Here is a 22285-nt window from a genome sequence, read left to right as displayed (position 1 = left end):
CCGATGGAATCACGGATACCGATCTCGGGGCAATGGCGGGGGCGAGCGATGTCAACCCCATGGCCGCTCTTCGCCCTTCCCCGTACCGTTCGAGGATGACCACGGAGACCGCGCCCGCCGCCGAGACCTCGACCCGGCTGCGGAGGGCGATCACCGGTCCCCTCCTGTTCGCGTTCATCCTCGGGGACGTGCTGGGCGCAGGCATCTATGCCCTGATGGGGGTGCTCTCCGAGAAGGTGGGTGGGATGCTGTGGGCGCCTCTGCTCCTGGCGCTGCTGCTCGCCATGCTCACCGCGGGTTCCTATGCGGAACTCGTCACGAAGTATCCGCGAGCCGGAGGAGCCGCCGTCTTCGCGGAGCGGGCATTCCACAGTCCGCTGGTGTCGTTCCTGGTGGGATTCAGCATGCTCGCCGCAGGAGTCACGAGTGCGGCCGGCCTCGCCATCGCGTTCGCGGGCGACTACCTGGGCACGTTCCTCGATCTGCCGACGATCCCGGTCGCGATCGCCTTCCTCGCCCTGGTCGGCCTCCTGAACGCCCGCGGCATCCGCGAGTCCATGGGCGCGAACCTCGTGATGACCGCGATCGAGCTGAGCGGCCTGGTCATCGTGATCGCCGTGGTCGCGGTCTTCGTGGGCGGCGGAGGCGGCGACGTCTCCCGTGTCGCGGAGGCGCCGGAAGGGACGAGCGTCGCCGTCGCAGTGCTGTCCGGTGCCGTCATCGCCTACTACTCGTTCGTCGGGTTCGAGACGTCCGCGAACATGATCGAAGAGGTGAAGGATCCGCGCCGGACGTACCCTCGCGCCCTCTTCGGCGCCCTCTTCGGCGCCCTGTTCACGGCCGGAGCGGTCTACGTGCTCGTCGGCCTGGCGAGCTCGATCGCCCTCCCAGCCGCAGAACTGCAGGAGTCGAGCGGTCCCCTGCTCGCCGTGGTCGAGGCCACAGGCGTCAGCATCCCCTCCTGGCTGTTCAGCCTCATCGCGCTCGTCGCGGTCGCCAACGGCGCACTGCTGACGATGATCATGGTCAGCCGTCTCACCTACGGCATGGCCGAGCAGGGCCTGCTGCCCGCCACCCTCGGCCGCGTGCTCCCGAAGCGGAAGACCCCCTGGGTCGCGATCCTCACCACCACCCTCGTGGCGATGGGGCTGACGCTCGTCGGCGATCTCGCGACGCTCGCCGAGACGGTGGTCCTGCTCCTCCTCGTCGTCTTCCTCAGCGTCAACGTGTCCGTGCTGGTACTGCGTCGCGACCGCGTCGACAACGATCACTTCCGCGTGTGGACCTTCGTCCCCGTGCTCGGCATCGGTTCCTGCCTGCTGCTGCTCACCCAGCAGCGACCGGCCGTCTGGCTGTTCGGCGCGATACCGCTCGCCGTCGGAGGCGTGCTGTACGTGCTGGCGCGCTGGGGCAGGAAGCATTCGGAGAAGAAGAACGCCCGCCCCGACGGCGAGCCCGTCCACGACCAGAAGGAGAACCATGAGCACGCCTGAGCACACGTCCGCCGACGAGATGACGAGCGCGGAGAAGCGGCACGATCAGCTGACGTCCGCACCGGACGCCACCGAGGCCGACGCCGCACCCCGCGTCGAGGTCAGCGAGCACGACGGCAACACCCGCATCGACATCGCCCCGGGGGCACCGGTGCGTCCGGGGCCCGGTCCCGGAATGCCCGAGGCCGATTCCGAGGCCGATTCCGAGGACTGACGCGCGGCGCGGCTCTAGAGCCAGCCCTTGCGCTTGAAGGCCGCGTAGAGCCCGAAGCCCAGCGCGATCATCATCCCGACCGCCATCGGGTAGCCGAGAAGCCAGTGCAGCTCGGGCATGTGATCGAAGTTCATGCCGTAGATCGTGCCGACGAGCGTCGGGGCGAACAGGATCGCCGCCCATCCCGAGATCTTCTTGACCTCGTCGTTCTGACGGATGCTGAGCTCCGTCATCCGCCGCATCTCCTCGTTCTGGCGACGCGCGACGATCGTCGACTCGACGGTGAGCGCGTTGTCGAGGACGGTGCGGAACGTCGTGGCGCGGTCGCTGACGCGCAGGGTGTGATCCAGCACGTCGCGGAGATACCGCTGCAGCTCTTCGGTCACCTGGTACTTGTCCGACCCGCGCAGCAGGGCCTCCAGCATGCCCGACAACGGCTGCGTGGCCCGCTGGAAGTCGATGACCTCCCGCCCCAGGTCGTAGATGCGCTGGGTGGCGTCGGTGTTCTCCTCGAACAGCTGGCTCTCGATCTCGTCGATGTCGTTCTCGAGCCCGGCGAGGACGGGCGTGTACTCGTCGACGACCTCATCGAGGATCGCGTACATCACGGCCTCGGGACCACGGGCGAGGAGGGCGGGGTCGGCCTCCAGCCGCCGACGGACGCGCCCGAGATTCGGTGACTCCGCATGCCTGATCGTCACGACGAAGTCGGGGCCGACGAGCACGTGCACCTCGCCGAACTCGACCTCCTCGACGTCGTCGAGATAACGCGCCGGCCTCAGCACCATGAACAGCACCTCGCCGTAGCGTTCGAGCTTGGCGCGCTGGTGACCGGAGAGGGCGTCCTCCACGACGAGCGCATGGATGCCGAACTCGTCCGCGACCGCGCGGATCTCCTCCTCGCTCGGCCGATAGAGCCCGATCCACCCCATGCCGCCGCGCTCCCGCATGCGCTCGAAGGTCTCGCTGAGGGTCACCGGATTCTCGGTGCGGACGCCATCCACGTAGATCGCATTGTCGATGATCGCCATCGTCGCCCCTTCGCGTTCCTGTCGGTCAGAGCGGGATCACTGCGCGGCGGGCGGGGCCACGCAGGGGATCGCGGTATCGCCGATCGCCTGGTGGTACTGCTCGGCCGTGAACGGAAGGCCGAACTCGGGCGCGGTCTGCCCCGCAGCGGCCGGCGCTTTGGAGGCGATGGCGGCGAGTTCCCACGAGAGCTGCTGGGCGAACTGCGCCCCGGCCGTCGAGTCGTTGAGCACGACGGCCACGGTGAACCCGGTGGCAGGGTCGGAGTACGCCGCCGTGGCGTATCCGGGCGTCCAGCCGTGCTGACCGATCATCGATCCCACGAGGTAGGCACCGCCCGTGGCCTGGAACCAGGACTCGGCTCCGTCGGCAGCCGGGAGCGGCTCACCGAAGCGGTCCGGCTTCTCCTTGGTGCGCAGCGCCTGCTGCGCCTCCGCCTGTGCGTAGCGACCCAGGTCGGTGATGGTCGACACGACGCCGGAGTCGGTGAAGCCCGAGCTGGACGACAGCTTCGTGATGTCGACGGGGGCGGCGCAGTCGAACCCGCCTTCGACGCCGTTGAGGAAATGACCGTTCAGTACCGCTCCGGTTCCCGGCGGCGCAGGGGTCGGGCCCGGCAGTGAGGTGTCCGGGAGCCCGAGGGGCTCGGTGACGTACTCGGCGATCAGCTCGGAGGCGGTCATCCCCGAGGCGCGTTCGAGGGCCAGCCCGAGCAGGAGGTAGCCGGCATCCGAGTCGCGGAAGGTGGTGTGCGGGGCGACGCGCTCACGCGCCAGGCCGAAACCGGCCAGCTCCAGAGGAGACCAGACCCGGTCGGGGGTGTTCAGCCACGCCGACTTGACGGTTCCCTCGGAGGATCCCGCCCCACTGGTGCCGTTGCAGAGGTCGAGGAGGGTGATGCCCTCGTCTCGCATGTCGGCGACACCCGAGACGTAGTCCGCGACGTTCGCATCGAGTTCGACCACATCGCGGTCGGCGAGGGCATAGAGCACGTCGCAGGTCATCAGACGGGTCACATCGGCGATGCGGAAGGACATGTCGGTCGACACCTCAGCTCCGCCCTCGCGGTCCTGCGTGCCGATGCCGGCCACCCAGCTCCCGCTCCACGGCGCCCAGACACCGACGATCGCGCCCGACGCACCCGACGCGACGAGGGCGTTGTCGACGGCGGCCTGCATCGCGGCGACCGTGTCATCGGGGAGCGCCCCGTCGACCTGAGCGGGGGGCGTGTACGAGAAGGACTCCTCGGAAGAGCATCCGGTGAGAACGAGAGCGAGCACGGCCGCCGTGGCCGTTGCGGCGCGCCACCGGCGCGACGAGAGAAGCTGCATGGAAAGAACCCCCGAAGACGTGTCTCCCGAGTCTAGAGCGCCGATGCTGAAAGTCGGCCCCGGAGCAGACGTCGAGCCCCGCATAAGGTTGTCGTCATGCCCCACACCTTCGATGCCGACGTGATCACCGCCGTCCTCCGCCACATGAACGGCGACCACACCGATGACAACATCCTCATCGCCCGGGCGTTCGCGGAGCCGTCGGATGCGGAGATCACCGCATCGATCATGACCGGCTTCGACGGGGACGGCGGGCTGTGGGAGATCACGCGCGACGGCGCCGTCACCGAGTTGCGCGTGCCGTGGCCCGGCGGCCCGATCGACGACCGCCCCTCGGTGCGCCGTGAGGTCGTGGCGCTGTATGACGCCGCCTGCGCCCGGCTCGGCGTCGAACCTCGCCCGCACGCCTGACGGATCCGGCTTCCCTCCGGGGTTAGGTAACCCTTACACTGGCCTCATGCCCGAGATCCTCTCCTTCTCCGCCGCCCTGCGCGAGCGTTCGTCCGGATCGCACTCCCGCAGCGAGACCGCCGGCTTCATGTCCGACCTCCTGAAGGGCGAGGGATCGCGCGAGGACTATATCTCGCTCGTCGCACAGCACTACTTCATCTACGAGGCCCTCGAGGGCGCCGGCGAGCGCATGCGCCAGGATCCGGTCGCCTCGGTCTTCATCACCGACAAGCTCACGCGCCTGCCCGCGCTCGAAGCCGACCTCGAGTTCCTGCTCGGTGCCGACTGGCGTGAGCGGATCGTCGCGCTGCCCACCACGCAGCGTTACGTCGACCGCATCCGTCAGGTGGGCGCCACGTGGGCCGGCGGTTTCGTCGCCCACCACTACACCCGCTACCTCGGCGACCTCTCCGGAGGCATCTTCATCGGACGCGTGATGGCACGCCGCTTCGGCTTCGAGACCAACGGCATCGGCTTCTACCTGTTCGACGACATCGCGGATCCGGCCGCCTTCAAGGACGTGTACCGCGAGCAGCTCGACGCCGCTCCCTGGGACGATGCCGAGCGCGAGCGCGTGATCGACGAGGTGCTCCTCGCCTACCGTTTCAACACCGAGCTGTTCGAAGACCTCGACCGCGCACGCGCCGCCGCCTGAGCCGCTGGAGAGCCGGAGCCTGAGCCAGGGCCGGGCCTTCAGCTCTTCGGCAGCTCCGGGGTCGATGCCGCGAGCCAGGCGTCGCGCATGAACCGGCGCACGTCTTCGTCGACCCGGATGTCACGGGGTCGCAGCGCACGCGACAGGTAGAGCCCGTCGAGCGAGGTCAGTCGACTGAGCGCGACGTAGGTCTGCCCCGGTGCGAACGCCCCGGAGCCGAGGTCGATGATCGCCCGCTCGTAGGTCTTGCCCTGCGACTTGTGGATCGTGACCGCCCACGCCAAGCGCAACGGGAACTGGGTGAACTCCGCGACCACGTCACGGGAGAGCTTCTTGGTGTTCTGGTCGTACGCGTATCGGAACCGTTCCCACACGGCCGGTTCGACGTCGACCTCCTCGCCGTCGATGTCGACACGCACAGCGCTGCCGAGGATGCGTACGACCGTCCCGATGGTGCCGTTGACCCACCGCGGCGGCTCCCCCGACATCGCGGTGTCGTTGCGCAGGAACATGACCTGCGCTCCGACCTTCAGCTTCAGCTCCGACTCGGCGGGGAGCGCGGCCTCGCCCCGCCCGAAGTCTCCGCTCACCTCGGCACGTGCGGTCTGCTCCTTGCCCGGCAATGCGGCCAGGTGACGACTGTTGATGCTGTTCACGATGTCGTTGCGGGTCGCGAGCGTGATCATCGGCACCTCCCCCGGCTCCGGGTCCGGTGGCGTCCGCGCTCCCTGGGCGTTCAGCACCCCGGCAATCTCGGCGGTGACCCGTCCGTAGCGCACGGCGTTCAGCATGGCCTTGAACCCGTCGTCGGACTGGCGGTGGATCTGCACGAGTTCGCGCACGTGCAGTTCGGCCCGCGAGTCGACCGCGAAGAGTCCGTCCTGATCGGACTCGCCGGTACCGCCGCCGGTCCCTGCCCACACCTTCGCATCGAAGAACCAGAACGAGCGGTAGTGGTCCTGCACGTAGCGGGCCTCATCGCCGCGGGGCGGCACGGGCGCCAGCTGGTAGGGGTCTCCGAACATGACGACCTGCACGCCGCCGAACGGCTCGCCCCTGCGCCCCCGCGCCTGGCGCAGGGAGCGGTCGATCGCATCCATCAGATCCGCGTTGACCATCGAGATCTCATCGATCACGAGCGTCTCGATGGCGTTCAGGATGCGACGGGTCGCGTCGTTCTGATCGATGTCGGCGTCCCCGATCAGACCGATCGGCAGGCGGAACAGCGAGTGGATCGTCTGCCCCTCGACGTTGAGCGCCGCCACGCCCGTGGGCGCGCAGATGGCGATCTGCTTCTTCGTGTTCCACGCGAAATGCTGCAGGAGGGTCGACTTGCCGGTCCCGGCTCGACCGGTGATGAAGACGTGCTCGCCGGTGTCCTCGATGAGGCGGAACAGCTCTTGCTGCTCCTCGGACAGGGCGGGAAGGGACACGGTTCTCACAGGGGCAGCGGGCGGACAGGGCGCTCGTCCATGCTACGGCCCGGCATCCGCGCACGCCCGCCGACGCTCGGCGTCCCCCCAGGACGCCCTCCTAGACTGACGCCATGGACCGGGCACGTGCGAGCGCGCCCCGGCGCGCGCGCCTGGGGGTCGACCTGGCGATGCTCGCTGTCGTCGGCATGATGCTCGTCGCCGCACTCGGAGCCGGCGGCGTCACGCTGTATCAGCAGTTCTACGGGCCGTCGGCGTTCGTGGTCCGCTACCTCGACCTGCTCTCCTCCGGTCGCGCCGCTGACGCGCTGCGTGTTCCCGGGGTCGCGATCGACCGCGAGACACTCGATGCCGCGGGCATCGACCCCGCGGCATCGGAGGCGATGCTCCGCCGCGCCGCGCTCGCGCCGCTGACCGACGTGACAGTGACGTCGGAGAAGCCCGCAGACGGCGGCACCGCCGTCACCGTCAGCTACCAGGCGAGCGGCCACCCCGGGACCAGTACGTTCCTGATCGAACAGGACGGATGGGCGGGAGTCACCCCCCATTGGCGTTTCACGACGAGCCCCCTGGCCGTCGTGGATCTCACGGTTCGCGGTGCGGACAAGTTCGCCGTGAACGGGTTCGAGGTCGATCGGCGTCAGGTGTCGATCGACGGCGCCGATGCCGTCCCCCTCGACCCGCTGCCGCTGCTGGTGTTCACCCCCGGACTGTATGCGATCACGGTGGACACCCCCATATCGACGGCCTCCGGCCACGGAGTGCTCGCCGACACCCCCCTCGCCGTCACGCCGCTCGATGTGCAGACCGAGCCGACCGACGAGTTCATCGACGTGGTGCAGGAGCGCGTCGAGGCTTTCCTCACCGAGTGCACGACGCAGGAGGTGCTGCAGCCGACGGCCTGCCCGTTCGGCCTGCGGGTCACGAACCGCCTCGCCTCGGCCCCGAAGTGGTCGATCGCGACCCAGCCACGGGTCACGGTCACCCCCGACGGCGGGCAGTGGCAGATCCCGACGACGGATGCGGTCGCTCACGTCGACGTCGACATCAAGTCGCTGTTCGACGGCAAGACCCAGCCGCTGTCGGAAGACGTCCCCTTCCAGCTCACGGGAACGATCGCGATCCTTCCCGACGGCACCGCGTCGATCAGGATCGGCTCCCCCGGAGAGCAGCCCGTCGGCTGACGCCCGAGCGAGCCGGCCTCAGCGGCCTGCGCGCTGCTCCCGCTCGTCGCGCTCGGCGAGGGCAGCCAGCTTGGCGTTGTACTCCTCGAGCTCGGCGTCTCCCGTGCGATCGGCGTGCCGGTCCGCGCGGCGCTGCAGCTTGGTGTCGCTGCGACTCCACTGGATCGCGACCGTGATCGCGAGGATGAGCGTGGGGATCTCGCCGATCGACCAGGCGATGCCGCCACCCACGTACTGATCCTGCAGCGGGTCCACGCCCCAGTCACGGCCCATCGACCCGAACCAGTCGGCCACCATGAGGCCCTCCTGCATCATGATCGCGATGCCGAAGAAGGCGTGCATCGCCATCACCGCGATCAGGGTGATCAGACGACCGGGGTAGGGCAGACGGTAGGGCACCGGGTCGGCGCCGATCAGGCTCATCACGAAGAGGTAGCCCGAGATCAGGAAGTGGATGACCATCCACTCATGGCCGAGGTGCTCGTACATCGACCAGCGCACGAGGTCGGTGAAGTAGAACGCCCAGAGCGACAGGATGAAGATCGCCGCCGCCACGAACGGGTGCGTCACGACGCGGGCGAAGGGCGAGTGCACGGCCCACATGATCCACTCGCGACCGCCTCGGGTGCCGTCGTCGCGTTTGTGGATCGCACGCAGAGCGAGGGTGATGGGGGCACCGGACACCATCAGCAGCGGGATCGCCATCGACAGCATCATGTGGCCCATCATGTGGATGCTGAAGAGGTATTCCTGGTAGGCGTTGAGCGGTCCGCTGGTCACCCAGACGAGCATCAGCATGCCGAGCACCCAGAACACGGTGCGATGGATCGGCCAGCGGTCGCCGCGCAGTCGCAGCCGCCGCACTCCTGCCAGGTAGAGGAACAGTCCGAAGCCGGCGGCGACGAGCCAGAGCACGTCGAAGTCCCAGGCGGTGAACCAGCGCTCGATCGTCAGTTCCGGCGGCAGCGTCGAGCCGGTGAGGATCTGCGCGGGGGTCTGGGCGAACGCGGCGACCTCCCCGGTGGGGGGAGGTGTGCGTGCGAGTGCGGCGGCAGCACCCGAGGCGAGACCCATCAGCGCGACCTCGCACAGCACGAGGAGCCAGAACCAGCCGGCCGCGCGCTGACCGGAGAGCTTGGGGATCAGGCGGGCGCGGTACCAGGCCCCCAGCAGCCCCATTCCTCCCAGAAGTGCGACCTTGGCCAGCACGATCCAGCCGTAGGGCGTCGCCCACAGCGCATCCCAGCTGCCGACGGCGACGATGGACCGGGTGACGCCCGACACGGCGACCACGGCGAAAGCGGCGATCGCGAGCGACGAGTAGCGCCCGACGAGTTGCGCGGTGTCGACATCGGCTCGTCCGCGCAGCAGGACCAGGAGCAGGAGACCGCCGAGCCAGACGGCGGCGCCGATCGTGTGCAACAGGATCGAGTTGACGGCCATGTTGTGCCCGGCGAGGTCGCCGGCATGGCCCTGAGTCGCGAGCGGGAGGAAGGATGCGGCGGCGAGGAGGGCCGTGATCAGTGTGGGTGTCCACGAACGCCACGCGAACGCCAGCACCGTGATGATCGCACCGAAGATGGTGGTGATGAGCCAGGACTGCCCCAGCGGCAGCTCCAGCAGGAATCGACCGAGCTGCGTGCCGAACTCGCGCTCGATGCTGAGCTTCGGGTTGAAGGCGGCCATGAAGGCGAGGAAGCCGGCGAGACCCGCGGAGACCGTGAACACGGCCGCTCCCACCGAGGCGATGTTCAGGGCGGCATCGAATGATCGGTCCCCCGCGCGCAGTCCGAACAGCGCGAGCACGAGCGAGCCGAGCATGACCGCGCCCGAGATGTTCATGACGAGCTTGGCGATCGGCGTGCCCCAGAGCACGAACGGCCCCGGATCCTGCAGGAGCGGCGGCTTGGCGCCTCCGCCGACGAGCAGCGCCAGCACGAGGGCTGCCATCGCGGCGAGCAGGAGGATGACGATTCCCGCGATTCGATACGCCGAAATCCGACTCGTCGACTCGCTGCGGGAACTCACCCCTCCAGCCTAGGCGCGACCGGCGGTGAGAAAGCACGAAGGCCGCTCCCGTCGGAACGGGAGCGGCCTTCGAAGAGGTGCGGTCGAATTACTTGACGGCAGCCTTGAGCTTGGAACCAGCGGTCACCTTGACGCGCTTGCCGGCCGGGATCTTGATCTCGGCGCCGGTCTGCGGGTTGCGGCCCGTGCGAGCAGCGGTGTCGACCTGCTCGAAGGAGATCCAGCCCGGGATGGAGACCTTGCTGCCCTTGGCAACAGCGTCGGAGACCGTGGCGAACAGCGAGTCGAGGACACCGGAGACGGTGGCCTGGCTCTGGCCCGTGGCGCTTGCGATGCTCGCGACGAGCTCGGTCTTGGTGATGGACTTGTCAGCCATGTCATCCTCCAGCGACGAGATCCCGTCGCATCGTTGTGGGTATCGGAGCGGGTGCTCCTGGTCTAGCGACCGCCTCGAATGTACCAACCACCACCCTCATTTCCGCGTCATTTCGCGGGTTTTGGGCAATTACTGGGCGTGTCGCGTCACTTTTGTCACTCCAGTCACAGAAACCAAGGCCCTCAGCGGGGCCGGTGCGCCTCGATCACGGCGCTGGACGTGCGCGAGAAAGCCGGCGCGACGGGGTCCTCCCCGTCCCCACACCCCCATGCCCCCCGTGGGGAGGAGTCCTCGCCGATGGGCGGAGGATGTTCCTGAGTGGTTCCGCCCGACGGGGAGTTCTCCGCCCGTCGCGGAGTGCAGAGGTGCGGGGATCAGCGCGCAAGATGGAGGCGCTGAGCGATCGCAGCCAGGATCAGGCTCTGCACGTCCGCCCAGTGGTTCATGAGCTGGTCGTAGCCGATGCGGATCACGTGATAGCCGCGGAGCATCAGCTCGGCGTCGTGCGCGATATCGCTCGTGCGTTGGGTTCCGACATGATGCCCACCGTCGATCTGCACGACGAGTCGTTCGCCGATCAAGAAGTCCACTCGGTGCCCGATGATCCAGACCTGCGGCGTGATCGGCAGGTCCAGCCATGCCATCCGCGTGCGGAAGATGGTCTCCGTCCCCGCGTCGGCGAAGGGACGGGCGTCGCCCAGGAGCCGCCTCGCCGCCGGCGGCAGGGGTGCCCGTTCGAGCACGTCGGGGTCCACGGCCCCTGCCCGCATCGCGGACTCCCAGGTCGCGAGCGCATCTTCATATGGCTGACAGCGCGCCACGAGCACGAGCGCGTTCTCGATCGAGTCCTCGAGCAGATCCGGATCTCGAGGGAAGATCGGCCGGCTCCAGTGCACGACCCCACGAGCATCCTTCGCGTGACCGGACTTCGGGGGTGCCGCCAGGTGCGGTCGCGATACGGCCGTCACCCACAGATCCTTCCGCGCGGCAACGGTGACGCAACTGAGCACGACTCCTCGCTTCGCCGCCGCGACGAGCATCGGGTCCGCACCGGGGAGCCCCACCCACCCCCGGCACACCGAGACCACCGCCCCTGCGCGCACCGCTTGCCGCAGCGCGTGCTCGGTGACCCCCGCTCGGCGCATGGTGACGACCCGCGCGATCCCGTTCCTGGCTGTGAGGGCGCGCACGACATCCATGCCTCGAGCCTGCCGCGCCTCGACGGCCCCGCAGCGCCACAGATCCGCCCTCTGTTCACTCCTTAGCAGTGGCTACTCGCTGTGCAGGGGCAGTCTTCGGGCGGACTTCCTCGTGATGGGCGGCGAACCCCATCACCGAAGTCCGCCTATCAGCGAGAAGTCCGCCCTTCGCATGGCGCTTCAGGAGACAGGAGACAGAGACAGGAGACAGGAGACAGAGGAGACAGAGGAGACAGAGGCGCGGAGCGAACGTGAGGGTGGGGACGCGAATGGGGCGAGGATCCGAAGATCCTCGCCCCATTCGACTGTCTGCTGAGACTTACCAGCTCGACTTGGTCACGCCGGGCAGCTCGCCACGGTGCGCCATGTCACGGAAGCGGACACGCGAGATGCCGAACTTCGTGAGGACACCACGGGGGCGGCCGTCGATGACGTCGCGCGAACGCACGCGAGCCGGCGACGCGTTGCGCGGCAGCTTCTGCAGGCCGACGCGAGCGGCCTCGCGGGCCTCGTCGGTGGCGTTCGGGTCGACCAGGGTCTTCTTCAGCTCGGCGCGACGCTCGGCGTAACGCTCCACGATGACCTTGCGCTGCTCGTTGCGAGCGATCTTGCTCTTCTTAGCCATTGATCAACGCTCCTCTCGGAATTCGACGTGCTGACGGATGACCGGGTCGTACTTCTTGAGCACGAGGCGGTCGGGGGTGTTGCGGCGGTTCTTCTTAGTCACGTACGTGTATCCCGTACCTGCCGTCGAACGCAGCTTGATGATCGGACGTACGTCCTGAGCCTTCTTGGCCATTAGAGCTTCACACCCTTCGCCTGGAGGTCCTTGACCACGTTCTCGATGCCACGGACGTCGATCACCTTGATGCCCTTGGCGGACACGTTGAGCGTGATCTTACGACCGAGCGAGGGAACGAAATACGTCTTCTTCTGCACGTTCGGGTCGAAGCGGCGCTTCGTCCGGCGGTGCGAGTGCGAGACATTGTGTCCGAAGCCGGGAACAGCTCCGGTCACCTGGCACACTGCTGCCATGATGTGACTCCTTCTATACCGTGAGGCCGGACGGCCCCACCCAAGATCCCTTGTCTGCACGCAACCACGACCCGCCGATCTCTCGGCCGCAGAAGGGGAAGCACGCGAACTGCGCACAGGAGTGTGCGCAGACAAAGAGTCAGTTTAGCACGGGCGCCGACCCGGTCGATCCCGGCTCCCCCGAAGCGAGTTCGGCAGCAGCCTCGGCCGCGCCCCTGCCCCATCGGAACGGCGACACCGTCGGGTCCGCGTCGATCCAGAAGCGCCACGGGAAAGCCGCGGTCCCGGCGACGCCGGCGACACCGACGCGCGGACCGCTGGCCACGTCGTCCCGCTGCGGACCCAGCCACAGCTCGGCTCGTGCTCCGCGACGCTCCCCACCCGTGATCGCGTCGATCCCGTCGTGCACGGGATGCCGCAATCCCACCGCCTGTCCGAGACGACCCGGCCCGCGGGCGAGGTCCCGCAGCGTCGTGCGCCGAAGGGGAAGCGCGACGCCACGTCGGAGGGCCGCCGCCTCCGTGCCGCTCACGATCTCGCCCGCCCGGAGCAGCACGCCGTCGCCCTGCCCTTCAGGGCCGCACACGACGTTCACGCACGAGTGGATGCCGTGGCTCAGGTACACGTACAGGTGGCCCGGCTCGCCCCACATCGTGGAGTTGCGGGCCGTGCGCCCCATGCGCGCATGAGAACCCGGATCGGGGATCTCGCCCGTGCCCTGCCCGTGGTACGCCTCGACCTCCGTGATGCGCAACCGCACCTCGACGGGAACGGAGTCGCTCCCGATCGTGACGACCGTGCGCAGCTCGCCTCCGAGCAGGCGCGGTGCGACGTCGACCGCAGAGGCGCTCAGGTCTGCACGGACGGCACGGCGCAGGCTTTCGTGCGGCAGGTCGACGCCGCGGAGGAGGTCGGAACCGTCCGTCATCTCAGAAGCGCGGAGCCGTCTGGCACCACGAGGCGTCGAAGCCGGTGAGGGCGACGATCTCCTTGCCGGAAGCCATGTCGATCAGGTGGGTCTCGACGTTCTCGGGCAGCGGCAGCAGCATCCCGTCGTAGGCGTTGTTCGCCAGGTCGGGAGCGACGACGACGGCGGCGTACTGGCCGCTCGGCGACGCGCAGGCCTGCAGGATCGAGTCCGTGGATCCGACCTCGACCAGCGGGGTCGCCGCGCCGTCGTCGTTGACGCGCACGACCACCTGTCCGATCGGCAGCCCCTCGTCGTCGCGAGCGATCACGTGGCGCAACGTGCCACCGGGATACGGCGTGATCGAGCTCGCCGTCCCGTAGTCGGGATCGGATGCCGCGAGCGGCTGCTCCGACCCGTCTGCGAGGTTGAGTTCGACCACGGCGCCGTCGAGCCGTTCGACGATCGCCGTGTAGGTGCCGCGGGAGATCCCCTGGATGGTGGCCGCGAGGCCGAGGGACTGCACACCCGTGTCGGTCGAACGGTCGACGAGCGAGAGGGCTCCGTCGAAGTCGATGAACAGCACGGCTGCGCTGTCGGGCACGAACTGCCAGACGAAGACGCTCGCCTCGGCGCCGGCGACCTCGATGATCTGCGGGTCGTCATCGCCGCTCAGCGACTGGGTGACCAGCACGCTCGCACGCCCCTCGGTGTCGCTGAGCTCCTTGTCGGAGTAGCTGTAGCCGACGAGGCCGCCGCGTTCGGAGACCTGGATCGCGCCCACGTATCCCTCACCGGGAAGAGTGAGCTCGCGCTGGTTCTTGCCGTCGCGGTCCATCACGAGCAGGCGGGACCCGTCGTCCTCCTCGACCGACACCACGAGCTGCGTGGAGGTCGCGCGGAAGTCGTTGATCTTGTCGTGCTCGAAGACCGGGACGGCCTTCTCGCCGCTGAGGTCGGTGAGGAAGATCTTGTCCTTGCCCGCGACATCGCGACGCAGCAGGAAGATGTTCGACGGCGGCGTCGTGAAGCTCGTGGTCAGCGTCGTCTTCGGGCCACCGCCGGCACCGACCACATCGGCGACACGAACCGTGTACTCGGTTGAGTCGTCGAGCGGGACCGTGAATCGCACGCCCACGCCGCGCCCCGAGGCATCCACCGTGAAGGGCACCTCCGGCTCGACCGTGACCTGCGCCGGGTCGATGTCGGCGAGTGCCTGGTTCGCAGTGAGGATCACGCGGCTGCCGGACGATTCGATCGCCTGTGCCGCATCGACCTGCACATCGCTGATGCGCGGGCCCTGAAGGAGGCTGGCGATGCCCAACCCCGTCCCGACGACGACGAGCACCCCGAGGACCGCGGCAACCGTGAGCACGAACCGGCGTCGGCTCCCCGGCGGGGGCGGGACCCGGCGCTCGGCGGCGGCGCGGGGGATCGGCGGCGCATACGGGTCCGCTGTCGCGTCATGTGCCGCCGCACCGGCCGCTGCACCGGCCACCGAGGTCTCGACGACGGGTTCCGGTGCGGCGCCGACGAACACGGGTTCGGTCGCGAGGGGGACGGGCGGAAGAGCGGTCGCCTCCGCATCCTCGCGCGCCGCAGCCTCGAAGGCGGCCATCTTGCGGGCGGCGGCCTCCTGCTCCGCGACCTCACGGTCACCTGCCTCACGGACCGCGGCTTCACGAGCAGCGGCTTCACGCGCAGCCGCCTCGCGCGCAGCCGCCTCGCGCGCAGCCGCTTCGTCTGCACCGGCAGGTTGCTGATCGCCCGGCCGATCGGCCGGGGTGGGCTGGTCGGCGGGCGGTGCGACATGGTCGGCAGACGCCACCGCGCGGTCGATCCGCTCGGCCTCCGCCGCTTCGGCAGCTTCTCGCGCTGCACGCATCTCCGCGCGGGTGCGCGGGACGGCGGGCACCTCTGGGCGCTCGTCGTCAGTACTCATAGGGGTCTCCCGGCTCATCGATCGCGACGACATCGGTCGGCTCGATGCGGAGCTTGCCGTCGGCATCCGCGCGCACGGTGCCGGTGATCTCGACCCATTGGCCGGTCGCGTACTCGTCGGGCTTCACATCGACGGGCAGAACGGCGGTCTGGGCATCGATCACGCAATGCGTGATGACCAGACGGGTCAGGTTCACACCGTCGTCTCCCGACGCGCCGGGCGTCACGAAGCCCGTGAGCTTCACCGCGGCGCCGTCGTAAGCGGCCGTGTTCGTCGCCGCCGTGAAGACGCTCGCCCAGTCGCCGACGCCGAACGTCGACGTGTCGGCCACGCCGAGCGCGACCGAGTCCGCGCCGGCGAACAATGCGCTCTGCTCTCCCGCGCGCGACATCGCGAGCTCGACCGACAGGGAGGCCGGCGGCAGGACGAGTCCCGCCACGACGACACCCGAGGCGATGACTCCGCCGGCGACGGCCGCGACTCCGGCGAGCGCGCGGCGAGAGGAGGCCGGGGCACCGTCGTGATCAGCACCGTCTTGATCCGCACCGTCTTGATCCGCACGCTCGCGGTCGCCGTGGACTGCGGGAGCGGGCACAGGCCCGTGGTCGTGGCCGTGGTCGCTCTCCTCCCCCAACGGGAGGGTGCACGACCAGATCGCTCCGGCCAGAGTCACGACCGCGGCGGTGCAGGCGAACCACACCGACTCCGGGCTGATGTAGAGGTTGAGACGCCCCGTGAGACCGAGGCCGAGGGTGACGACCGAGATGACGGTCGCGAGCCCCACACCCAGCCAGCGGGTGCCGAGTGCACGTATGCGGGTGGCGGTCTGCTCGGACCGCGCCGTCTGCTCAGACAAGGACGTTCACCCCGATACCGATCGCGAAAGCCGAGGCGAGCACGATGCCGACGATCCCGACGAGCGTGCGCGCGGTGAACGTGGTGCGCATGAGCGCCAGCATCTTGATGTCGACGAGTGGACCGACGAGCAGGAAGGCGACGAGGGCGCCGGACGAGAACGTCGAGGCGAACGAGAGCGCGAAGAACGCATCGACGTTCGAGCAGATGGCCACCGTCATCGCGAGCGCCATCATGGCGACGATCGACAGCACCGGGTTCGACCCGATCGCGAGCAGCCACTCGCGCGGGATCAGTACCTGCACGGCCCCGGCGAGCGCCGAGCCGATCACGAGTGCAGGCATGACGGCGCGCAGCTCGATCAGGAACTGGGTGAGACTGCGGCGCACCGGCGTGCCCGGTTCGTGGGTGACCAGCTCGCAGGTGTCGACGAAGCGCTGGGTGAGCATGCCGTCCGGGTCGGGGTGGCGGCTGTAGATCCAGCCGATGAGGTTCGCGATGAGGTAGCCGCCCACGAGCCGGGCGACGAGGATCCCACCGTCCCAGCCGAAAGCGGCGTGCGTGGTGAGGATCACGATCGGGTTCACGATCGGCGCGGCGATGAGGAACGTCATCGCTTCGGCCGGCGCGAGGCCGCGCATCATGAGGCCACGGGCGAAGGGCACGTTGCCGCACTCGCACACCGGGATCAGCATGCCCAACAGCGACAGCACCGCACGGCGGGCCCACGCGCGCTTCGGCAGCCAGCGGTGGATCGCATCGGCCGGGAGCCACACCTGCACGACGATCGAGAGCAGCACGCCGAGGATGACGAACGGCAGGGCTTCGATGAGCACACTCAGCGCGAGGGTGAGACCGTCCTGCGCGCGGGTGGGCAGCGAGGCGGGGAACAGCGTCGGCAGGAAGGCATCGATCAGGAAGAGCGCGGCGATGATGGCAGCGCCCAGGCCGACGCCGATCCATGCCGATCGCGGCGAGGGCGCCGGGCGATGGGAGTGGCCGTGACGGGTCGCCGTTGCCGCCGAGGAGCTCACGCGGACGCGGCCCTCTCGGCGTCGCGCTTGTTCGCACACGGGGTGCACAGCCCGAAGATGTCGACCACGTGGGCGGCCTCGGTGAAGCCGTGCAGTGCCGCGGTGCGGTGCGCCCACTGCTCGACGTCCTTGGCCTCGATCTCGACGGTCAGACCGCAGGATCGGCAGATGAGGTGGTGATGGTGGCCCTGCGTGGTGCAGGCGCGGTACAGCGCCTCGCCCTCGGGACTCTGCAGCGAGTCGGCGTCTCCGGAGGCGGCGAGTCCGGCCAGCGCACGGTAGACGGTGGCGAGGCCAATGCCGGTGTTGTCGTCGCGCAGCGCGGCGTGCAGGCTCTGCGCGCTCACGAATCCGCGCGCGTCGGCGAGTGCTTCGCGCACACGTTCGCGCTGCCAGGTGTTCCGCTGAGCCATACGAAGAGTCTAGGCCGCGGGGGTTGGCGAGGGCTGGGAGAGGATTTCAGGCACGCACACGGCGCACTCGGGCCCGCGCCTTCTGCACGATCCAGCACACCACGTAGATCGTGAACGACAGGGTCGTGATGTACGGGCTCACCGGGAGCGTGCCGGCGAGGGCCAGCAGGATGCCGCCGACCGCGGACACGAAGCCGAACAGCGCGGCCAGCAACGGCACGGCGATGGGGCCTGCGGTGACGCGCATCGCGGCGGCCGCGGGGGTGACCAGCAGCGCCATCACCAGGAGGGCCCCGATGATGTGCACGCTCACCGCGACGATCAGGCCGAGCAGCACCATGAACAGCAGGCTGACGGCACGGGTCGGCACGCCGCGGGCCGCGGCCGATTCCGGGTCGAGCGAGTCGAACCGCAGCGGGTTCCACATCACCAGCAGACCGATCAGCACGACCATGCTGATGCCGATCAGCCAGCCGAGGTCGGGGCTCGAGACCGAAACGATCTGGCCGGTGAGCAGGCTGAAGCGGTTGGCGCTGCGGCCGTCGTAGAGCGAGAGGAACAGGATGCCGAGGCCCAGGCCGAACGGCATGAGCACACCCACGATGGAGTTGCGGTCCCTGGCCTTGGCCCCGAGGACCCCGATCAGGATGGCGGCGACGAGCGCTCCGCCGAGAGACCCGGCTACGACGCTGCCGCCGAAGAGCAGGGCGGCAGCCGCTCCCGCGAATGACAGCTCGCTCACGCCGTGCACCGCGAAAGCCAGGTCGCGCTGCATCACGAAGACGCCGATGAGTCCGCCGACGATGCCGAGCACCGCGCCGGCGATGATCGAGTTCGCGAGCAGGGTGACGAGCTCGCCGTAGTCCTGGAACGAGAAGACGTCGCTCCAATCGACCAGCGGCACCATGCCCAGTGCGACGCTCATGCCGCTCCTCCGTGGTCGTGGTGTCCGTGCTCGTGGTCGCCGTGGTCGTGGTGGGGCTCGGCGTCCGGCACGCCCACGACCACCAGCCGGTCGCCCGCGCGGAGCACGAACACCGGAGTGCCGTAGAGGTCGGTGAGCACGCGCGTCTGCAGCACCTCGTCGGGGGTTCCGAGCAGGAACCGTCCGCCGGCGATGTAGAGGATGCGGTCGACCCGGCCGAGGATCGGGTTGATGTCATGGGTGACGAACAACACCGCCGCCTCGCGCTCACGGCGCTGACGATCGATGATGTCGGTCACGGCGACCTGGTTCGCGAGGTCGAGGTTCGACAGCGGCTCGTCGCACAGCAGCAGAGCCGGCTCGTCGGCGAGGGCCTGACCGACCCGCAACCGCTGCTGCTCGCCGCCCGAGAGCAGTCCGACCCGGCGATCGGCGAAGTGCGAGGCGCCGACCGCCTCGAGCAGGTGGTCGACCTTGGCGCGGTCGCCACGGTGCGGGATCGGGAAGCCGAAGCGGCTCCCCTGCACGCCGAGGGCGACGAGGTCGCGGGCTCGCATGCTCGTGTCGGGGGCGAGCGAGCGCTGCTGCGGGATGTACCCGATACGGGAGTTACCGCGGTGCACGGGCTCACCCGCGACGCGGATCGTGCCCGAAGACAGCGGTTGCAGGCCCAGGATGCTCCGCAGCAGGGTGGTCTTGCCCGACCCGGAGGGGCCGAGCACCGCGATGAACTCCCCCGGCTCGACCGTGAGGTCGAGGCCCGACCAGAGTTCGCGATCACCGCGCTGCAGCGACGCGTCGGAGATCTCGAGGACCGGATTCCCGCGCTGTGCGGCGCCGCTCACGACTTGACGGCGGCGGCGAGGCTCTGGATCGCGTCACTCATCCACTCAGAGTACGACGATCCGTCCTCGAGCAGCTCCGTGAAGGCGACGACGGGGATGCCGGCGTCCTTCGCCGCGGTTTCGACGCGCTGGGTCTCGGACCCGCCGGTCTGCGCGTTGGTCAGCAGTGCCGTCACCTGACCGCTGCCGATCACGTCGAGCGCCTGCAGCAGCACGGCCGGGGCGACGTCGGTGCCTTCTTCGACCGACTCGGCGAAGCCGTCGGGAGTGACATCGGTGAATCCGGCGGCTGCGGCGAGGTAGCCGGGCAGCGGCTCGGTGATGAAGACGTCGACGTCGGGCGCCTCCGTCTTGAGAGTCGCCAGCTCGGTCTCGAAGCCTTCGAGGTCGGCGGTGAGGGTGGCCGCGTTCGCGGCGAACTCCTTCGCACCGTCGGGATCGAGCTCGGTCAGCTCGTCGGCGATGGCCTCGACGACGTGGATCATGGTGTGCGGGTCGAACCAGACGTGCTCGTTGAAGCCCTCGATGTGGTCATGGCCCTCGTGCCCGGCCTCGTCGTCGGCGTGATCGTGCGCCTCGTCCTCGGGCGCGTCGCTCTCCTCGGGGGCAGCGCTCGCCGACTCGTCGGCGTGGTCGTGGCCCGCCTCGTCGTGACCCTCGTTCCCGGGGAAGTCGTGCGAGTACTCAACGGCTGTGACCACATGCGGGTCCTTCGCGTCCTGCAGCAGCGTGTCGATGAAGGCGTCGTAGCCGCCGCCGTTCTCGATCACGAGGTCGGCCTTCTGCACCGTGAGCCGGTCGCGGGCGCTCGCCTCGTAGGAGTGCGGGTCCTGCGAGGCGGAGGTGATGATCGACTGCACGTCGACGCGATCGCCGCCGATCGTCGCGGCGATGTCGCCGTAGACGTTGGTGCTCGCGACGACCGTGATGGTGCCGTCGTCGCCCTCCCCCGCCGAGGGGGTGGAGCATCCGGCCAGCGTGAGAGCGGCGACGGATGCGAGGGCGAGGGCGACGACGGGCTTCTTCATGCCTTCACTCTAAACGCTAATGAGAACCATTATCAAATCCTTCCTGCGCCACCTGCCGCCTGCCGCCTGCCGCCTGCCGCCTGCCGCCTGCCAAAACGGAGACGATTCGACGTTCACGCGGGGTGTCGGTGATCAACACCCCGCGCGCGACGCGAATCGTCTCTGTTTTCGCAGCTGCGGGAGCTCAGGCGCGCAGCTCGGCCGGCGCGATCCAGACCGTGGCCTCGCCGGGAAGGGTCGAGCCCTCGAGCGGAGCACTCGCGAGTACGACGTCGGCGGCATCCGCACCGAGCTCGACGGGCGCGGCGCTGAAGTTCGACACCACCTGCCAGCCGTTCGGGCGGGCGAAGCGCAGCACATCGTCGCGGCCGGTCTCGATCCACTCCAGGGTCTCGCCGGTCTGCAGCAGGTGCCGCAGGCGCAGGGCCTCCCGGTACAGCGAGAGCGTCGACGACGGGTCCGCCGCCTCGACGTCGACCGCATACTGCGCGAACCACTCCGGCTGCGGAAGGTGCGCGCCTGCGGCCCCGAATCCGTACGAGGATCCCGCAGCGGTCCACGGCAGCGGCACGCGGCATCCGTCCCGACCGAGGCCGTCGAACTCGGCGCCACGGAAGAAGCCCGGGTCCTGACGCTGCTCCGGCGTGATCTGCGCGACCTCGTGGAGACCGAGCTCCTCCCCCTGATAGAGATAGGTGCTGCCAGGCAGGCCGAGCAGCAGCAGGGTGGCCGCGTGCGCCCGGCGGAGCCCGCCCTCACGGTCGAGTGCGTCCGCCGGACCACCGGCCTTCACCCACTCGGTGCCCTGCTTGACCGGACGGCCGTTCAGTGCCGGGAGCCCGTAGCGGGTGGCATGGCGGGTGACGTCATGGTTCGACAGCACCCAGGTGGTCGACGATCCGGTCGCCGCCGCCTGCTGCAGGTTGTCGGCGATGATGCTGCGGAACTGCGCGGCGTCGAAGTCGGCGACCAGCAGATCGAAGTTGAACGCCTGCCCGAGCCCCTCGGCCGACGCGTACTTCGCCCGGCGCTCCGGCGTCTCCACCCAGGCCTCGGCGACGGCGGTGCGCGGCGGGTCGTACTCGTCGAACACCGCACGCCACTCGGCGTAGATCTCGTGCACGTCTTCACGGTCGACCATCGGGTGCGTGCCCGAGGTGCGGTCCATCGCGTCGAGCTCGGCACGCGAGGGCAGCGGTTCGCTGAGGTCCTTCGTGAGCATGTGGGCGACGTCGATGCGGAATCCGTCGACACCGCGGTCCGACCAGAAGCGCAGCGTCTTCAGGAAGTCGGCGCGCACCTCGGGGTGGTCCCAGTTCAGGTCGGGCTGCTCCACGGCGAAGTTGTGCAGATACCACTGCCCGTCTTCCACGCGCTCCCAGGCACTGCCGCCGAACACCGAGTCCCAGTCGGTCGGCGGCTCGGAGCCGTCGGGTCCGGTGCCCTCGCGGAAGATGTAGCGGTCGCGCGCCGCCGAGCCGCGCCCCGCAGCGAGCGCCTCCTGGAACCACTCGTGCTGGTCGGACGAGTGGTTCGGGACGATGTCGACGATCACGCGGATGCCGCGGGAGTGCAGCGCCTCGACCATGTCGTCGAAGTCCGCGAGGGTGCCCAGCCGCGGGTCGACGTCACGGTAGTCGGCGACGTCGTATCCGCCGTCGGCGAGCGCGGACGGATAGAACGGGCTGAGCCAGACCGCATCGACGCCGAGGCCCTGCAGGTAGTCGGCCCGGGAGACGATGCCGGGGATGTCACCGATGCCGTCGCCGTTCGCGTCGGCGAAGCTGCGCGGGTAGATCTGGTAGACGGCGGCCTGACGCCACCACGCGGCGTCTTCGGCGGTGCGGGTCTCGGCGAGAAGCGCGTCGGTCATGAGGGGAGGACTCCTTCTGTGTTTCCGGTGGTTCGG

Annotated in this window: 23 protein-coding genes; 5 read left to right on the top strand and 18 right to left on the bottom strand. The window is 69.1% G+C overall.

Features of this window, described 5'->3' with window-relative positions:
* Positions 1-95 precede the first annotated feature (95 nt).
* Both ACLFA2_RS10135 and ACLFA2_RS10130 read left to right on the top strand, forming a co-directional pair.
* Positions 96-1493 carry an APC family permease gene (locus ACLFA2_RS10135; protein WP_426621222.1) on the top strand — a complete coding sequence of 466 codons (1398 nt, stop codon included), beginning with the start codon at positions 96-98 and terminating at the stop codon, positions 1491-1493.
* Positions 1480-1707, top strand: a complete 228-nt coding sequence (locus ACLFA2_RS10130) for a hypothetical protein (RefSeq protein WP_021201624.1) — start codon at positions 1480-1482, stop codon at positions 1705-1707. The genes ACLFA2_RS10135 and ACLFA2_RS10130 overlap by 14 nt, the downstream gene beginning before the upstream one ends.
* 14 nt (positions 1708-1721) lie before the next feature.
* Here the strand turns inward: ACLFA2_RS10130 and corA are convergent, their stop codons facing one another.
* Positions 1722-2738 (bottom strand): magnesium/cobalt transporter CorA, encoded by a 1017-nt coding sequence (corA, locus tag ACLFA2_RS10125; protein ID WP_426621221.1) that lies wholly within the window; start codon positions 2736-2738, stop codon positions 1722-1724.
* A 36-nt stretch (positions 2739-2774) separates the two neighbouring features.
* On the bottom strand, positions 2775-4067 hold the full coding sequence (locus tag ACLFA2_RS10120) for a serine hydrolase domain-containing protein (RefSeq protein ID WP_426621220.1): 1293 nt from the start codon (positions 4065-4067) through the stop codon (positions 2775-2777).
* 96 nt (positions 4068-4163) lie between these two features.
* Between ACLFA2_RS10120 and ACLFA2_RS10115 the strand changes: the two genes are divergently transcribed.
* Positions 4164-4478 (top strand): DUF2470 domain-containing protein, encoded by a 315-nt coding sequence (locus ACLFA2_RS10115; protein ID WP_021201621.1) that lies wholly within the window; start codon positions 4164-4166, stop codon positions 4476-4478.
* Positions 4479-4524: 46 nt separating this feature from the next.
* Positions 4525-5172 (top strand): heme oxygenase (biliverdin-producing), encoded by a 648-nt coding sequence (locus tag ACLFA2_RS10110; RefSeq protein WP_021201620.1) that lies wholly within the window; start codon positions 4525-4527, stop codon positions 5170-5172.
* Positions 5173-5210: 38 nt separating this feature from the next.
* Here the strand turns inward: ACLFA2_RS10110 and ACLFA2_RS10105 are convergent, their stop codons facing one another.
* Entirely contained in the window at positions 5211-6605 is a 1395-nt protein-coding gene (locus tag ACLFA2_RS10105) for an ATP-dependent DNA helicase (protein WP_029264824.1), read from the bottom strand.
* Between the two features lie 113 nt (positions 6606-6718).
* Here ACLFA2_RS10105 and ACLFA2_RS10100 point away from each other — a divergent pair, with 113 nt between their 5' ends.
* Complete coding sequence (locus ACLFA2_RS10100; RefSeq protein ID WP_021201618.1) at positions 6719-7789, top strand: hypothetical protein; 1071 nt, start codon at positions 6719-6721, stop codon at positions 7787-7789.
* Positions 7790-7807: 18 nt separating this feature from the next.
* Here ACLFA2_RS10100 and ACLFA2_RS10095 read toward each other — a convergent pair whose 3' ends face one another.
* From ACLFA2_RS10095 to ACLFA2_RS10025, 15 genes are all read right to left on the bottom strand, one after another.
* Positions 7808-9739: a cytochrome c oxidase assembly protein gene (locus tag ACLFA2_RS10095; RefSeq protein WP_136024780.1), complete on the bottom strand. Its 1932-nt coding sequence runs from the start codon at positions 9737-9739 to the stop codon at positions 7808-7810.
* Positions 9740-9905: 166 nt separating this feature from the next.
* Positions 9906-10193, bottom strand: a complete 288-nt coding sequence (locus tag ACLFA2_RS10090; RefSeq protein ID WP_017203554.1) for an HU family DNA-binding protein — start codon at positions 10191-10193, stop codon at positions 9906-9908.
* Between the two features lie 374 nt (positions 10194-10567).
* Positions 10568-11392, bottom strand: coding sequence for an endonuclease domain-containing protein (locus ACLFA2_RS10085; protein WP_426621219.1), 825 nt, complete (start codon positions 11390-11392; stop codon positions 10568-10570).
* Positions 11393-11711: 319 nt separating this feature from the next.
* Positions 11712-12017, bottom strand: coding sequence for a 30S ribosomal protein S14 (gene rpsN / locus ACLFA2_RS10080; RefSeq protein ID WP_017829734.1), 306 nt, complete (start codon positions 12015-12017; stop codon positions 11712-11714).
* A 3-nt stretch (positions 12018-12020) separates the two neighbouring features.
* Positions 12021-12191 carry a 50S ribosomal protein L33 gene (gene rpmG / locus ACLFA2_RS10075; RefSeq protein ID WP_017203558.1) on the bottom strand — a complete coding sequence of 57 codons (171 nt, stop codon included), beginning with the start codon at positions 12189-12191 and terminating at the stop codon, positions 12021-12023.
* Positions 12191-12427: a 50S ribosomal protein L28 gene (rpmB, locus tag ACLFA2_RS10070; protein WP_017203559.1), complete on the bottom strand. Its 237-nt coding sequence runs from the start codon at positions 12425-12427 to the stop codon at positions 12191-12193. Before rpmB ends, rpmG begins: the two co-directional genes overlap by 1 nt.
* Positions 12428-12566: 139 nt before the next feature.
* A complete protein-coding gene (locus ACLFA2_RS10065; RefSeq protein WP_426621218.1) occupies positions 12567-13355 on the bottom strand; it encodes a DNA-3-methyladenine glycosylase in 789 nt (262 codons plus the stop codon).
* Position 13356: 1 nt separating this feature from the next.
* A complete protein-coding gene (locus ACLFA2_RS10060) occupies positions 13357-15276 on the bottom strand; it encodes a hypothetical protein (RefSeq protein ID WP_426621217.1) in 1920 nt (639 codons plus the stop codon).
* On the bottom strand, positions 15266-16132 hold the full coding sequence (locus tag ACLFA2_RS10055; RefSeq protein WP_426621216.1) for a TIGR03943 family putative permease subunit: 867 nt from the start codon (positions 16130-16132) through the stop codon (positions 15266-15268). The genes ACLFA2_RS10060 and ACLFA2_RS10055 overlap by 11 nt, the downstream gene beginning before the upstream one ends.
* Complete coding sequence (locus tag ACLFA2_RS10050) at positions 16125-17165, bottom strand: permease (protein WP_021201612.1); 1041 nt, start codon at positions 17163-17165, stop codon at positions 16125-16127. Before ACLFA2_RS10050 ends, ACLFA2_RS10055 begins: the two co-directional genes overlap by 8 nt.
* Positions 17162-17578 (bottom strand): Fur family transcriptional regulator, encoded by a 417-nt coding sequence (locus ACLFA2_RS10045; protein ID WP_021201611.1) that lies wholly within the window; start codon positions 17576-17578, stop codon positions 17162-17164. Before ACLFA2_RS10045 ends, ACLFA2_RS10050 begins: the two co-directional genes overlap by 4 nt.
* Before the next feature lie 46 nt (positions 17579-17624).
* Positions 17625-18503: a metal ABC transporter permease gene (locus ACLFA2_RS10040; protein ID WP_021201610.1), complete on the bottom strand. Its 879-nt coding sequence runs from the start codon at positions 18501-18503 to the stop codon at positions 17625-17627.
* Complete coding sequence (locus ACLFA2_RS10035; protein WP_029264829.1) at positions 18500-19348, bottom strand: metal ABC transporter ATP-binding protein; 849 nt, start codon at positions 19346-19348, stop codon at positions 18500-18502. The genes ACLFA2_RS10040 and ACLFA2_RS10035 overlap by 4 nt, the downstream gene beginning before the upstream one ends.
* The gene (locus ACLFA2_RS10030) at positions 19345-20376 is read right to left on the bottom strand and encodes a metal ABC transporter solute-binding protein, Zn/Mn family (protein WP_136024677.1); all 1032 of its coding nucleotides are present in this window, start codon (positions 20374-20376) and stop codon (positions 19345-19347) included. Before ACLFA2_RS10030 ends, ACLFA2_RS10035 begins: the two co-directional genes overlap by 4 nt.
* A gap of 184 nt (positions 20377-20560) precedes the next feature.
* The gene (locus ACLFA2_RS10025) at positions 20561-22249 is read right to left on the bottom strand and encodes a glycoside hydrolase family 13 protein (protein WP_426621215.1); all 1689 of its coding nucleotides are present in this window, start codon (positions 22247-22249) and stop codon (positions 20561-20563) included.
* Positions 22250-22285: the final 36 nt, after the last annotated feature.

The sequence above is a fragment of the Microbacterium sp. As-52 genome (assembly GCF_049949185.1).
Classification (GTDB): domain Bacteria; phylum Actinomycetota; class Actinomycetes; order Actinomycetales; family Microbacteriaceae; genus Microbacterium; species Microbacterium maritypicum_A.
Note: the sequence above shows the minus strand (reverse complement) of the source record. Positions and strands in the feature narration are given on the sequence as shown.

Excerpts from the sequence above, each read along its gene's own strand:
- ACLFA2_RS10135 (WP_426621222.1), top strand. The coding sequence starts at position 96 with ATGACCACGGAGACCGCGCCCGCCGCCGAGACCTCGACCCGGCTGCGG.
- ACLFA2_RS10130 (WP_021201624.1), top strand. The coding sequence starts at position 1,480 with ATGAGCACGCCTGAGCACACGTCCGCCGACGAGATGACGAGCGCGGAG.
- corA (WP_426621221.1), bottom strand. The coding sequence starts at position 2,738 with ATGGCGATCATCGACAATGCGATCTACGTGGATGGCGTCCGCACCGAG.
- ACLFA2_RS10120 (WP_426621220.1), bottom strand. The coding sequence starts at position 4,067 with ATGCAGCTTCTCTCGTCGCGCCGGTGGCGCGCCGCAACGGCCACGGCG.
- ACLFA2_RS10115 (WP_021201621.1), top strand. The coding sequence starts at position 4,164 with ATGCCCCACACCTTCGATGCCGACGTGATCACCGCCGTCCTCCGCCAC.
- ACLFA2_RS10110 (WP_021201620.1), top strand. The coding sequence starts at position 4,525 with ATGCCCGAGATCCTCTCCTTCTCCGCCGCCCTGCGCGAGCGTTCGTCC.
- ACLFA2_RS10100 (WP_021201618.1), top strand. The coding sequence starts at position 6,719 with ATGGACCGGGCACGTGCGAGCGCGCCCCGGCGCGCGCGCCTGGGGGTC.
- ACLFA2_RS10095 (WP_136024780.1), bottom strand. The coding sequence starts at position 9,739 with ATGGCAGCCCTCGTGCTGGCGCTGCTCGTCGGCGGAGGCGCCAAGCCG.
- ACLFA2_RS10090 (WP_017203554.1), bottom strand. The coding sequence starts at position 10,193 with ATGGCTGACAAGTCCATCACCAAGACCGAGCTCGTCGCGAGCATCGCA.
- ACLFA2_RS10085 (WP_426621219.1), bottom strand. The coding sequence starts at position 11,392 with ATGGATGTCGTGCGCGCCCTCACAGCCAGGAACGGGATCGCGCGGGTC.
- rpsN (WP_017829734.1), bottom strand. The coding sequence starts at position 12,017 with ATGGCTAAGAAGAGCAAGATCGCTCGCAACGAGCAGCGCAAGGTCATC.
- rpmG (WP_017203558.1), bottom strand. The coding sequence starts at position 12,191 with ATGGCCAAGAAGGCTCAGGACGTACGTCCGATCATCAAGCTGCGTTCG.
- rpmB (WP_017203559.1), bottom strand. The coding sequence starts at position 12,427 with ATGGCAGCAGTGTGCCAGGTGACCGGAGCTGTTCCCGGCTTCGGACAC.
- ACLFA2_RS10065 (WP_426621218.1), bottom strand. The coding sequence starts at position 13,355 with ATGACGGACGGTTCCGACCTCCTCCGCGGCGTCGACCTGCCGCACGAA.
- ACLFA2_RS10060 (WP_426621217.1), bottom strand. The coding sequence starts at position 15,276 with ATGAGTACTGACGACGAGCGCCCAGAGGTGCCCGCCGTCCCGCGCACC.
- ACLFA2_RS10045 (WP_021201611.1), bottom strand. The coding sequence starts at position 17,578 with ATGGCTCAGCGGAACACCTGGCAGCGCGAACGTGTGCGCGAAGCACTC.
- ACLFA2_RS10040 (WP_021201610.1), bottom strand. The coding sequence starts at position 18,503 with ATGAGCGTCGCACTGGGCATGGTGCCGCTGGTCGATTGGAGCGACGTC.
- ACLFA2_RS10030 (WP_136024677.1), bottom strand. The coding sequence starts at position 20,376 with ATGAAGAAGCCCGTCGTCGCCCTCGCCCTCGCATCCGTCGCCGCTCTC.
- ACLFA2_RS10025 (WP_426621215.1), bottom strand. The coding sequence starts at position 22,249 with ATGACCGACGCGCTTCTCGCCGAGACCCGCACCGCCGAAGACGCCGCG.